The organism is Acidovorax sp. SDU_ACID1 (genome assembly GCF_045291395.1).
Lineage (GTDB): Bacteria > Pseudomonadota > Gammaproteobacteria > Burkholderiales > Burkholderiaceae_C > MR-S7.
Map to the genome: position 1 here is coordinate 4,476,685 of NZ_CP152342.1, position 13,121 is coordinate 4,489,805.

The following is a 13,121-nucleotide window of genomic DNA, read 5'->3' on the forward strand; positions in this document are numbered from 1 at the left end:
GAACGCTTTAAAAAACAACAACTTATAAAGCTTTCTCTAAAGCATTCACTGCGCCTTTCAGGCTTTAGAGTGTCTTTGGACACAACGTCCCCCAATGAACCGGGGGCATGAAAGAACCACCGTGAGCAGCACGCCATCCAACTTTGACTTTCTCGCTCCCGACTGGCCCGCACTGGTGGCCGAGGCCCGCCGCGCCGAGGCCGCCGCGCTGGGCGACCCGCGCGCCGCCTGCTTTTACGCCCGCCGCACGCTAGAGCTTGCCGTCGCGTGGCTGTTCCAGGCCGAAGGGGGCCGCAATGGGTGCCTGCGCATGCCCTACAAGGCGGATTTGTCGGCCTTTCTGTTTGAGCCCAGCTTTCAGCAACTGGTGGGCAGCACTGTGCATGCCAAGATGGACGTGATTCGCCGCCTGGGCAACCAAGCCGTGCACAACGCCCGCCCGGTGCCACAGCAGGACGCGCTGAACGCGCTGCGCGAGCTGTTCCATGTGGCCTTCTGGCTGGCTCAGCGCTATACGCGCAAGGCGGCCGACCGGCCCGGCGCGGGCCTGCAGTTCCGCCCCGAGTTGCTGCCCTCTTCACCTTCCACCGCCATGGCCGAAGCGCAGGCCAGCCGCGCCGCCCAGGTCGCCGCGCAAGAGGCCCTGCAAAAACAGGCCGAAGCCCTGGCCCAGAAGGACGCGCAATTGCGCGAGGCCGAAGCGCGCAACGCCGCGATGGATGAAGAACTGGCCCGCTATCGCGCCGAAATCGCCGCCGCCAAGGCCGCCAATGCCGCAGCGCCCGCTCCGGCACACGACTACGACGAAGCCGCCACACGCGACCTGTTCATCGACCTGCTGCTCAAGGAAGCGGGCTGGACACTCTCCGACGCGCGCGACCGCGAATACGAAGTGCAGGGCATGCCCAACAACGAGGGCAAGGGCTACGTGGATTACGTGCTCTGGGGCGACGACGGCAGGCCGCTCGCCATCGTCGAGGCCAAGCGCACGCGCCGTTCCGCCCGCGAGGGCGAGCAGCAGGCCCGCCTGTATGCCGACTGCCTGGAACAGCAGTTCGGCCAGCGCCCCGTGATGTACGGCACCAATGGCTACGAGCATTGGCTGTGGGACGACGCCACCAGCCCGCCGCGCGCGGTGCAAGGCTTTCACAAGAAGAACGAGCTGGAACTGATGGTGCAGCGGCGCGCCAGCCGCAAGCCGCTGGACAGCCTGCCCATCGCGCCCGGCATCGTGGAACGGCATTACCAGCAGCGCGCCATCCGCCGCATTGCCGAGACTTTCGAACGCGACCAGCACCGCAAGGCGCTGGTGGTGATGGCCACCGGCGCGGGCAAGACGCGCACGGTGATCGCGTTGGTGGACTTGCTGATGCGCGCGGGCTGGTGCAAGCGCGTGCTGTTCCTGGCCGACCGAGTGGCCCTGGTGAACCAGGCCGTGAACGCCTTCAAGGCCCATCTGTCCGACGCCACGCCGGTGAACCTGGTGACCGATCGCGCCACCGAGGGCCGCGTATACGTCAGCACCTACCCGACCATGATGGGTCTCATCAACGAGGGCGCGGGTAGTGGCCAGCGCCGCTTCGGCGTGGGCCACTTCGACCTGATCGTGGTGGATGAGGCGCACCGCTCCATCTACCAGAAGTACCGCGCCATCTTCAGCTACTTCGACGCGCTGCTGGTGGGCCTGACGGCCACGCCCAAGGACGAGATCGACCGCAATACCTACAGCCTTTTCGGCCTGGAGAGCGGCGTGCCCACCGATGCCTACGGGTTGGATGATGCCATCGCCGAGCGCTATCTGGCACCGCCCAAGGCCATTTCAGTGCCACTGCGATTCCAGCGCGAGGGCATCCGCTACGACGACCTGAGCGAAGACGAAAAAGACCAGTGGGACGCGCTGGAGTGGGACGATGAGGGCGGCGAAGCGCCCGACGCCGTGGGCGCCGAGGCAGTGAACCAATGGCTGTTCAACACCGACACGGTGGACAAGATGCTGGCTCTGCTGATGGCGCGCGGCCACAAGGTCGCAGGTGGCGACCGGCTGGGCAAGACCATCGTGTTCGCCAAGAACCAGCAGCACGCCGAGTTCATCGCCGAGCGCTTCAACGCCAACTACCCGCAGTACCGGGGCGAGTTCGCGCGCGTCATCACCTTCAAGACCGAATACGCGCAGTCGCTCATCGACGCCTTTGCGCAGAAGGACCGCGCACCGCACATCGCCATCTCGGTGGACATGCTGGACACCGGCATCGACGTGCCCGAGGTGGTGAACCTGGTGTTCTTCAAGATAGTGCGCTCCAAGGCCAAGTTCTGGCAGATGGTGGGGCGCGGCACCCGTTTGTGCAAAGACCTGTACGGGCCGGATCAGGACAAGAAGGATTTCTTCATCTTCGACTTCTGCCAGAACCTGGAGTTTTTCAGCCAGGAGCTGGAGGGCAGCGAGGGCGCGCTGGTGCAGCCGCTGTCGCAGCGCCTGTTCAATGCCCGGCTGGAACTGCTGGGCGTGCTGGACCAGCGCCTGGCAACGCAAGGCGTGGCCGAAGACACACCGCCGGCGCTGGCACTGACCGAAGGCGCAATCCGCAACGACATTGCCGCTCTGCTGCACCGCACGGTGGAAGGCATGCCGCTCGCCAACTTCATGGTGCGGCCGCAGCGCCGCTGGGTGGAGACCTGGGCGCAGGCCGATGCGTGGAAGCAGCCGACGGCGGAGCAGTTGGCCGAGGTATCGGAACATCTCTCCGGTCTGCCTACCAGCGTGCGCGACAACGACGAGGACGCCAAGCGCTTCGACGCGCTGATGATGGGCACCCAGCTCGCCCTGCTGCGGCAGGAGCCTGCGCTGGCCCGTTTGCAGACGCGCGTGCAGCAACTGGCGAACGGCCTGCTGGAACTTGCCAACGTACCCAGCGTGCGCGAGCACCTGCTGCTGATCGAAGCCATCGCGGGCGAAGAATGGTGGCAGGACGTGACCCTGCCCATACTGGAGCAGGCGCGTCGCAAGCTGCGCGGCCTCATCAAGCTGATCGAGAAAACCAGCCGCAAGGTGGTCTATACCGACTTCGAAGATGCGCTGGGCGAAACCACCGAAGTCGATCTACCCCTGGTGGCAAGCGCCGTGGACTTCGACCGTTTTCGAGCCAAAGCCAAGATATTCCTGCGCGCCCACGAAGACCGGCTGGCCCTGCACAAGCTGCGGCGCAACCAGCCCTTGACCGCCACGGATCTGACTGAACTGGAAGCCCTGCTGCACGAAGCGGGCGGCAGCGACAGGGACATCGAACGGGCCCGCGCCCTGCACACCAGCCTGCCTTTGTTCATTCGCTCACTGGTAGGACTGGATCGCGGAGCCGCCACGGCAGCGTTTGCCGGCCTGATCGCAACAGGCACCGCCAGCGCGGGCCAATTGCAGTTCGTCGAGGAAATCGTGCGGCACCTGACGGAGCATGGAGCCATGCCGGCGGAACGGCTCTATGAGTCCCCCTTCACCGACATTCATGCGCAAGGGCCGGATGGTGTTTTCGATACGCAGCGGGTGGAGCAGCTATTCAAGGCATTGGAGCAATTCGCTCTGCAAGAAGTTGCCTGAAAACACCCTGCCCAGCCATCAAACACCAGCCGCGCGCTTGCGCGGCTTGCAGGTGGGCTCGGCCCGTCCCAGTACTCCATCCATGAGCGTGGCGATGCACTGCCGCGCCACCTCGGCGGCGGAGTATTCCCCTCCAGGCTGGTACCAGCGACCGATCCAGCTCAACGCGCCCGCGATCACGAAGGCCGTCATCTTCGGATCGCAGGCGGCGAGCGAGCCCTCCTCCACGCCCTGCGCCACCAGGCGGCGGAACGCGTGGTCGATCTCCGACTTCATGCGGCGCAGCTCGGTGCGGCTGGGCTCGGGCACCTCTTCGTCGCCCACGCGGATCAGGCACATGCCGAAGGGCTGGGCGACGATGTCCGCATACACCTCCATGCACGCACGCAGCTGATCCACCGCGTTGCCGCCGGCCTGGCGCGAGGCCTCGATGCCGTCCAGCGTCATGTGCAGGCCCTTGCGCACGCACTCCAGCAGGATCTCGTCCTTGTTCTTCACGTAGTAGTACAGCGTGGGCTTGGTCACGTGCAGGCGGGCAGCGATGTCGTCGAGCGACGTGGCGTGGAAGCCCCGTTCGTTGAACATCTGCGCGGCCGTGGACAGCACCGCGTTGCGCTTGGCCTCGCGCTGGCGTTCGCGCTCCGGCGCCCGGGCCCAGGGCGAGGCGTCGGCCTGCTTGCGCGCGCGCGGCGGCGGGGAAGGGGTGGCGGCTTTGGAGGACGTACCCATGCTGATGGCCCTTTGCGTACCGGGAAAGTCCTGATGCCCCGAAAGGCCGACTCTCCAAAAATCTACTCACGAGTAACGAGTCTACGTAAAAGTAGGCTCATCTCCGGTGCGAAAAAACCCGTAGAGGAAACCGATGGAGACAACGCTTGCGCGCGGCGCGCCCGCCGCCGCCCCGCCCCTGCTGCAGGTGGACAGTGTCACGCTGGCCTTCGGCGGCGTGCGGGCGCTGTCGGGCGTGGGCTTCGGCGTGCAGCCGGGCTCCATCACGGCCGTGATCGGGCCCAACGGGGCGGGCAAGACCTCGCTCTTCAACACCATCTCGGGCTTCTACCGGCCCACGGGCGGCAGCATCCGGTTCAAGGGCCAGGACATCACGCGCGTGCCCGCGCCGCAGCGCGCCCGCATGGGCCTGGGCCGCAGCTTCCAGAACATCGCCCTCTTTCGCGGCATGACGGTGCTGGACAACATCAAGCTCGGCCGCCACGCGCACCTCAAGACCAACGTGTTCGACGCCCTGCTCTACCTGGGCCGCGCACGCCGCGAGGAGGCCGAGCTGCGCCGCGACATCGAGGAGCGCATCATCGACTTCCTCGAGATCGACCACATCCGCCACGCGCCCGTCTCGGCCCTGTCCTACGGGCTGCAGAAGCGCGTGGAGATGGCCCGTGCCCTGGCCATGCAGCCCGAGATCCTCATGCTCGACGAGCCCGTGGCCGGCATGAACCGCGAGGAAACGGAGGACATGGCCCGCTTCATCCTCGACGTGCGTGCCGAATGGGGCGTGACGGTGCTCATGGTGGAGCACGACATGGGCATGGTCATGGACCTGTCGGACCACGTCGTGGTGCTCAACTTCGGCCAGGTCATCGCCCAGGGCACGCCCGCCGTGGTGCAGGCCGACCCGGAGGTGAACCGCGCCTACCTCGGCGCGGGCGACGTGGGCGCGCTGCGCCGCAAGCTGCATGCCGGCGCGCGGGAGGCCGCATGATGGACTGGGCCTACCTGTTCGAGATCAGCCTTACCGGCATCGCCAGCGGCGGCCTCTACGCGCTCGCGGCGCTGGCCTTCGTGATGGTCTACAAGGCCACGCGCGTGGTGAACATCGCCATCGGCGAGATGCTCATGGCCGGCGGCTACCTGTTCTTCACTTTCGCCGCCATGTGGGCCATGCCGCTGTGGCTGGCCATCCCCGCCGCCGTGCTGGCCTGCGGCCTGCTGGGCGCGGTGATCGAGCGCACCATGATCCGCCCGCTGCTGGGCGAGCCGCCCATCTCCGTCTTCATGGTCACCGTGGGCCTGGGCTCGGTGCTGGTGGGCCTGGTGGAGATGGTCTGGACGGCCGACCAGCGCCGCCTGCCCGAGTTCATGCCCAGCGACCCGATCATGGTCGGCGACGCCTTTCTCGCACCCAAGGTGTTCTGGGGCGCGGTGATCGCCGCCGTGTTCATCGCGGCCGTTCTGCTGGTGTTCCGCTTCTGGCGCGGCGGCGTGGCCCTGCGCGCCACGGCCAGCGACCAGGCCGCCGCCTACTCGGTGGGCATCAACGTGCCGCGCGTGTTCTCGCTGGCATGGGTGGCCTCGGCCATGCTCGCGGCCATTTCCGGGATCATCGTGGGCTCCATCGGCGGCATTTCGTCGAGCATGGGCGTGTTCGGCCTCTCGGTGCTGGTCGTCGTCATCGTGGGCGGGCTCGACAGCGTGCTCGGCGCGCTGCTGGGCGGGCTCATCATCGGCCTGGTGGAGGCGCTCGCGGGCGCGTACCTAGGCGGCGAATACAAGCTGCTGGCCACCTTCGTGGTGCTGGTCGCCATCCTCATGCTGCGGCCCTACGGCCTGTTCGGCACCCATGAGATCGAGAGACTCTGATGCGCATCGGAACCCTCAAGGAAAGCTACGTCGCCGACGCCGCGCTGTTCGATTCACGCACGCAGAAGGCGTGGCTCGCCATCGCCGCCGCGCTGCTCTCGCTGTTCCCCTTCGTCGCCAGCGACTACTGGCTCTACATGGCCTGCCTGGTGGCCATCAACATCGCCAGCGCCACGGGCCTCAACATCCTCACGGGCTATACGGGCCTGGTGAGCCTGGGTCAGGCCGCGTTCATGGGACTGGGCGCTTACACGGTGGCCATCCTGCAGGCGCGCTGGGGCACGCCCTTCCTGCTGAACCTGGCCGCGGGCGGCGTGGTGGCCATGGTGGGCGGCATCGTCGTGGGCATTCCCTCGCTGCGCGTGAAGGGGCTATACCTGGCGATCGCAACCATCGCCGCGTCGTTCATCGCGCACTTCCTGTTCGCCAACCTGCAGATCACGGGCGGCACGGCGGGCATCTCCATGCAGCCCGCACGCCTGCTGGGCACCGACCTGGACACGTCGTTCCGCCTCTACTGGCTGATCGTGCCGGTCACGGTGCTCCTGCTGCTGGGCGCGGCCAACCTGTTTCGCACGCGCATCGGGCGCGCCTTCATCGCCATCCGCGACCGCGACATTTCGGCCGAGGTGCTGGGCATTCCGCTGCTGCGCTACAAGCTGCTGAGCTTCGGCCTGTCGTCGTTCTACGCGGGTGTGGCCGGGGGCCTGTGGGCGTATTTCTTCCGCGTGGTCACGCCCGAGAGCTTCCCGCTGTCCATGTCGATCTTCTTCCTGGCGGCCATCATCGTCGGCGGCATGGGCTCCATCCTGGGCGGCATCCTCGGCGCTGCCTTCATGACCATGGTGCCCGAGCTGCTCAAGTTCGCCGTGGACCTGCTGCCCGGCGGGGCAGGGCTGGCCGTGTTCCTCTCGCCCGTGCGCCTGGTGGTGTTCGGCGCGCTGATCATCGGTTTTCTGGTCTTCGAGCCGCTGGGGCTCGCAGAAATATGGCGCCGCGTGCGCCGGTTCTTCCACCTGTGGCCCTTCCGCAACTAGACCCATCGACCAAGGAGACAGACATGCAACGCATTTCCCAGAAACGCCGCCGCCTCATGCTGGGCGCGGCCGCCGCCACGCTCGCGCACCCGCTCTCGGTGCTGGCGCAAGGCACGGAGGACATCGTCATCGGCGGCTCCATTCCCATGACGGGCGTGTTCGCCTTCGCGGGCGTGGGCATCAACGCCGGCATCCAGGACTACGTGAAGATCGTCAACGACGCGGGCGGCATCAAGGGCCGCAAGGTGAAGTACGTGCCCGAGGACACGGGCTACAAGGTCGACGTGTCGGTGGCCGCGTTCAAGAAGATCACCAGCCAGAACAAGGTCAACCTCTACTACGGCGACTCCACGGGCTTCTCCAAGACCATCAACCCCGAGCTGGAGCGCAACGGCAACATCCTCATGGCCGGCGCCTCGTTCGCCAGCGAACTGAACGACCCCAAGAAGTACCCCCACCAGTTCCTCGTGGGCCCGGACTACACGGAGATGTTCAGCATCCTGCTCAAGCACATCGCCAAGGAAAAGCCGGGTGCCAAGGTGGCCTTCGTCTATTCGGACTCCGAATTCGGCCGCGACCCCATCGAGCGCAGCGAGGCCGAGGCCAAGAAGCTGGGCCTGTCCGTGCCCATCAAGATCATGACCCCCGCGGGCAGCGTGGACGTGTCCACCGAGGTCATCAAGCTGCGCCGCGCCGCGCCCGACTACACCATCTTCCACGGCTACATCCTCGCGCCCATCCCCGAGTTCATCAACCAGGGCAAGCAGCAGGGCATGAAGTCGAAGTGGATGGGCACGTTCTGGACCATGGACAGTTCCACCGTCATGAAGATGGGCGAGGCCGGCGACGGCTTCATGGGCGTGATGCCCTACCGCTACTACTACGACACCGAGAAGGCGCCCATGCTGGAGAAGATCCGCGCCATGCGCCCGGAATACCAGAGCACGGCCTACACGCAGGGCTTCCTCGCGGCCATGCTGTTCCTCGAGGCGGCCAAGCGCTGCCTCGACGCGGGCAAGCCGCTCACGGGCACCCACCTGAAAGCCGCGCTCAACTCCATCAAGGACTTCGACACCGGCGGCCTCATCGGCGTGCCGCTCACCATCACGGGCAATTCCCTGCCCGTGGGCCGCGTCTACAAGGCCGACATGAAGGCGCAGAAGATGGTGCCCGTCTCTGACTGGATCAAGCTCTAAGACGGCATGAACCCGCAGGCCACGGACAACGTCCTCGAAGTCAACAACATCGAGGTCATCTACCACAAGACGGTGCAGGCCCTGCGCGGCCTGTCGCTGGCCGTGCCGCGCGGCCAGATCGTGGCGCTGCTGGGCAGCAACGGCGCGGGCAAGAGCACCACGCTCAAGGCCGTCTCGGGCCTGCTCGCGCTGGAGAACGGCGAACTCGCCTCGGGCAGCGTGCACTTCAACGGCCACAGCACGGCCGGCCGCGCGCCGCAGGAGCTGGTGCGCGGCGGGCTGTCGCACGTGATGGAAGGCCGCCGCGTGTTCGAGGACCTCACCATCGAGGAGAACCTCGTCGCCTCCACCTACGCGCTCAGCGGGCGCGCGGGCGCGGCACGGCCGGACTTCGACCTCGTCTACACCTATTTCCCGCGCCTGCACGAGCGGCGCAAGGGCCTGGCGGGCTACCTGTCGGGCGGCGAGCAGCAGATGCTGGCCATCGGCCGTGCGCTCATCGCGCAGCCCCAGCTCATCCTGCTGGACGAGCCCTCGCTGGGCCTGTCGCCGAAGCTGGTGGAGGATATCTTCACCATCATCGCCCGCATCAACGCCGAGCGCGGCACCTCCATGCTGCTGGTGGAGCAGAACGCCACCGTGGCCCTGGCCGTGGCGCATGGCGGCTACATCATGGAGAACGGCAAGATCGTCATCGACGGCACGGCCGAGCGCCTGGCCAGCGACCCCGACGTGCGCGAGTTCTACCTCGGCACGGGCGGCAGCGGGGAGGCGAAAAGCTTCAAAGAAATCAAGCACTACAAACGTCGGAAACGCTGGCTGTCATGACCCTCCCCGACCTCACCCTGCCGCAGATGCTGCGCGAACGCGCGCGCACCGACGCGCAGCGCGTCGCCATCCGGCAAAAGGACTTCGGCATCTGGAAGCCCTTCACCTGGGCGCAGTACTACGAACGCGCGGCGCACTTCGGCCAGGGCCTGCTGCAGCTCGGTCTGGGTGCGGGCGGCCACGTGGGCGTGATCGCCGAGAACCGCATCGAATGGGTGCTGGCGCAGATGGGCGCGGGCCTGGTCGGCGCCATCGCCGTCGGCGTGTACCCCACCAGCCCCACCGCGGAAGTGGCCTACGTGGTGGGCCACGCCGACATCGAGGTCATGGTCTGCGAGGACCAGGAGCAGACCGACAAGGTGCTGGAGGCGCTGGAGCAACTGCCGCGCCTGAAGAAGATCATCGTCATGGAAACCAAGGGCCTGCGCAGCTTCGCGCCCGAGGTGCGCCAGCTCATCGCCACCTTCGCCGAGGTGGAGCAGCTCGGCGCGCGGGCCGGCCAGGGCGCGGCGATCGACGAGGCTCTCGCGCGCCAGCGGCTGGACGACATCGGCCTGATGATCTACACCTCCGGCTCCACCGGCAAGCCCAAGGGCGCCATGATCTCCTGGCGCAACATGCGCGGCGTGGTGCCCGGCATTGTGGAGCGGCTGCGGCTGGACGCGGCGACCACCCACCTGTCGTACCTGCCGCTGTGCCACGTGGCCGAGCAGATGCTCACTACCTTCTGCCCGGTCTACCTGGGCTCGCAGGTGAACTTCGGCGAATCCATCCGCACCGTGCAGGAAGACCTGCGCGAAGTGGCGCCTAGCATGTTCCTGGGCGTGCCGCGCATCTGGGAGAAGCTGCACTCGGCCATCACCATCAAGATGCAGGAAACCGGCCCGCTGCGCCGCGCGCTGTACGCGCGCGCCCTGGCCGCCTGCGCGCCGCTGGCGGAAAAGCCCCGCGGCCAATGGTCCCTGGCCGAGCGCCTGCACTATGGGCTGAGCTACTGGACCGTGCTGCGCGCGCTGCAGAACTTCATCGGCCTGCGCGAGGCTCGGGTCGCACTCACCGGCGCGGCGCCCATACCGCCCGACGTGGTGCGGTTCTTCCGCACGCTGGGCGTGCCGCTGATCGAGGTCTACGGCCTGACCGAATCCACCGGCATGGTGACCGGCCACGTGCTGGACGACGTGGCCGTAGGCACCGTGGGCACGGTAACCAAGGGCGTGCAGTACCGCATCGCCACAACCGGGGAAGACATGGGCGAGCTGCAGATCCGTGGCGACATGGTCTTCTGCGGCTACTACAAGAATCCCGAGGCCACCGCCCAGACCATCGTGGACGGCTGGCTGCACACCGGCGACGTGGTGCGCGAGGAGCGCGGCCAGATCCGCATCGTGGACCGGCTCAAGGACATCATGATCACCGCCGGCGGCAAGAACCTCACGCCCTCGGAGATCGAGAACACGATGAAGGCCAGCCCCTACATCAAGGAATGCATCATCGTCGCCGAGGGCCGCAAGTTCGTCGGCGCGCTGGTGCAGATCGACTACGAGACCGTGGCCAAGTGGGCCGAGGCACGGCGCCTGCCGTTCACGCATTTCCGCTCGCTCGTCGAGACGCCGCAGGTGCGCGAGCTCATCGACCTGGAAATCAGCCAGGGCAACGCGCGGCTGGCCCAGGTCTCCCAGATCCGCCGCTTCCACCTGCTCGCCAAGGAGCTGGACCACGACGACGGCGAGGTCACCGCCACCATGAAGGTGCGCCGCGCCAGCATCTACAAGACCTACGCCGCCGAGATCGAAGCGCTGTATTCATAGCCCAATTGGCCTCCAGCGCTTGATGTACAAGCGCGAGCAGCTCTTTTTAGATAGCACACCATGACCGACGCATCCCCCTCCTCCTCACCCGCCAGGGCGCGGTGGCCACGCTGCAGTTCAACCGCCCCGAGGCCATGAACGCGCTGGATCTGCCCACCGCGCAGGCGCTGCTGGCCGCCGTGAAAGCCATCGCGCAGGACGCCGGCGTGCGCGCCGTGCTGCTCAAGGGCGCCGGCCGCGCCTTCGTGGCCGGCGGCGACCTGGCCACCCTGCGCGCCGATCCGGCCCAGGGCGCCAGGGATCTGCTGGCGCCGCTCAACGAAACCCTTACGCTGCTGCAGGGACTGGACGCGCCCGTCATCGCCCAGGTGCACGGCGCTGCGGCCGGCGCGGGCCTGTCGCTCATGCTGATGTGCGACTTCGTGCTCGCGGCCGAGGGCACCCAATTCAACCTCGCCTACATCAACCTGGGCACGAGCTGCGACGTGGGTGCCTCCTGGGCGCTGCCGCGCCTCGTGGGCCTGCGCCACGCGCTGGAGATCGCTCTGCTGGGCGACACTTTCACCACCGCCGACGCACTGCGCCTGGGCCTGGTCAACCGCGTGCTGCCCGCCGCCGAGCTGGAAGCGGCCGCGCAGGCCCTGGCCCAACGCCTAGCCGCCGGTCCCACGGTGGCATACGGCCACATGCGCCGCCTGATGCGCGCCGGTTTCGACCGCGACCTGCCCACGCAGCTCGCGGCCGAGGCCGCCTCGTTCGATGCCTGCGCCCACACGGCCGACCTGCGCGAAGGCATCGAGGCCTTCTTCGCCAAGCGCAAGCCGGAATTCAAAGGCCAGTAAAGGAAACCTTCATGACCCACCGCGAAGTCTTCGTCGCCAGCACCGCCCGCACCGCCATCGGCACCTTCGGCGGCAGCTTGAAGGACGTGCCCAACAGCCGGCTCGCCACCATCGCCGTCCAGGCCGCCATCCAGCGCGCCGGCATCGCGCCCGACGCCGTGGGCCACGTCGTCATGGGCAACGTGATCCCCACCGACACCAAGGACGCCTACCTCGCCCGCGTGGCCGCCATCGACGCCGGCTGCCCCATCGAGACGCCCGCGTTCAACGTCAACCGCCTGTGCGGCTCGGGCCTGCAGGCCATCGTCAGCGCCGCGCAGGCCATCGGCTACGGCGACTGCGACGTGGCCGTGGCCGGCGGCTCCGAGTCCATGAGCCGCGGCCCGTACTTCGACCAGGGCGCGCGCTGGGGCCAGCGCATGGGCGACAGCAGGAGCATCGACTACATGCTCGGCATCCTGCACGACCCGTGGCAGAAGATGCACATGGGCATCACCGCCGAGAACGTGGCCGAGCGTTACCGTATTTCGCGTGAAATGCAGGACCAGCTCGCGCTGGAAAGCCAGCGCCGCGCCGCCGCCGCCATCGCGGCGGGCTGCTTCAAGGAACAGATCGTCCCCGTCGAGATCGCCACCCGCAAGGGCACGGCCCTGTTCCAGGAAGACGAGCATGTGCGCGCCGCCATCACGCTGGAAGTGCTGGCCGGCATGAAGCCCGCGTTCAGGAAGGACGGCGGCACGGTGACCGCCGGCAACGCCTCGGGCATCAACGACGGCGCAGCCGCCGTGGTGCTCGCCGCGGGCGACCGCATGGCCGCCCTGGGCCTGAAGCCCCTGGCGCGCCTCGTGGGCTACGCGCACGCGGGCGTGGAGCCCGCCTACATGGGCATCGGCCCCGTGCCCGCCACGCGCAAGGTGCTGGCACGCACGGGCCTCACGGTGCAAGACATGGATGTGATCGAGGCCAACGAGGCCTTCGCCGCCCAGGCCTGCGCCGTCATCCAGGAGCTGGGCCTGGACCCCGCCAAGGTCAACCCCCACGGCTCGGGCATCTCCCTAGGCCACCCGGTGGGCGCCACCGGCGCCATCATCACCACCAAGGCCATCGCCGAGCTGCACCGCACGGGCGGGCGCTACGCGCTGGTGACCATGTGCATCGGCGGCGGCCAGGGCATCGCGGCCATCTTCGAACGGGTGTGACTATAAGAGAATGTACGTTTCCGGCAA

At 67.4% G+C, this 13,121-nt stretch carries 10 protein-coding genes; 9 read left to right on the top strand and 1 reads right to left on the bottom strand.

What is annotated here, in order from left to right:
- Nucleotides 1–121 precede the first annotated feature (121 nt).
- Complete coding sequence (locus AAG689_RS21955; RefSeq protein ID WP_406623768.1) at nt 122–3,589, top strand: DEAD/DEAH box helicase family protein; 3,468 nt, start codon at nt 122–124, stop codon at nt 3,587–3,589.
- Between the two features lie 18 nt (nt 3,590–3,607).
- Here the strand turns inward: AAG689_RS21955 and AAG689_RS21960 are convergent, their stop codons facing one another.
- Nucleotides 3,608–4,318 carry a TetR/AcrR family transcriptional regulator gene (locus AAG689_RS21960; RefSeq protein ID WP_406623769.1) on the bottom strand — a complete coding sequence of 237 codons (711 nt, stop codon included), beginning with the start codon at nt 4,316–4,318 and terminating at the stop codon, nt 3,608–3,610.
- A 133-nt stretch (nt 4,319–4,451) separates the two neighbouring features.
- On the opposite strand from AAG689_RS21960, the gene AAG689_RS21965 reads away from it, so the two are divergent.
- The 8 genes from AAG689_RS21965 (at nt 4,452) to AAG689_RS22000 (ending at nt 13,094) form a co-directional block, all read left to right on the top strand.
- Nucleotides 4,452–5,306 carry an ABC transporter ATP-binding protein gene (locus tag AAG689_RS21965; RefSeq protein WP_406623770.1) on the top strand — a complete coding sequence of 285 codons (855 nt, stop codon included), beginning with the start codon at nt 4,452–4,454 and terminating at the stop codon, nt 5,304–5,306.
- Nucleotides 5,303–6,184 carry a branched-chain amino acid ABC transporter permease gene (locus AAG689_RS21970; RefSeq protein ID WP_406623771.1) on the top strand — a complete coding sequence of 294 codons (882 nt, stop codon included), beginning with the start codon at nt 5,303–5,305 and terminating at the stop codon, nt 6,182–6,184. The genes AAG689_RS21965 and AAG689_RS21970 overlap by 4 nt, the downstream gene beginning before the upstream one ends.
- Nucleotides 6,184–7,221 (top strand): branched-chain amino acid ABC transporter permease, encoded by a 1,038-nt coding sequence (locus AAG689_RS21975; protein ID WP_406623772.1) that lies wholly within the window; start codon nt 6,184–6,186, stop codon nt 7,219–7,221. Before AAG689_RS21970 ends, AAG689_RS21975 begins: the two co-directional genes overlap by 1 nt.
- 23 nt (nt 7,222–7,244) lie before the next feature.
- On the top strand, nt 7,245–8,417 hold the full coding sequence (locus tag AAG689_RS21980; RefSeq protein ID WP_020227306.1) for an ABC transporter substrate-binding protein: 1,173 nt from the start codon (nt 7,245–7,247) through the stop codon (nt 8,415–8,417).
- Between the two features lie 6 nt (nt 8,418–8,423).
- Nucleotides 8,424–9,245 (top strand): ABC transporter ATP-binding protein, encoded by an 822-nt coding sequence (locus tag AAG689_RS21985; RefSeq protein WP_020227305.1) that lies wholly within the window; start codon nt 8,424–8,426, stop codon nt 9,243–9,245.
- The gene (locus AAG689_RS21990) at nt 9,242–11,053 is read left to right on the top strand and encodes an AMP-dependent synthetase/ligase (RefSeq protein ID WP_406623773.1); all 1,812 of its coding nucleotides are present in this window, start codon (nt 9,242–9,244) and stop codon (nt 11,051–11,053) included. The genes AAG689_RS21985 and AAG689_RS21990 overlap by 4 nt, the downstream gene beginning before the upstream one ends.
- A 134-nt stretch (nt 11,054–11,187) precedes the next feature.
- A complete protein-coding gene (locus AAG689_RS21995) occupies nt 11,188–11,895 on the top strand; it encodes an enoyl-CoA hydratase/isomerase family protein (protein WP_406626388.1) in 708 nt (235 codons plus the stop codon).
- An 11-nt stretch (nt 11,896–11,906) separates the two neighbouring features.
- Nucleotides 11,907–13,094, top strand: coding sequence for an acetyl-CoA C-acyltransferase family protein (locus AAG689_RS22000; protein ID WP_406623774.1), 1,188 nt, complete (start codon nt 11,907–11,909; stop codon nt 13,092–13,094).
- Nucleotides 13,095–13,121: the final 27 nt, after the last annotated feature.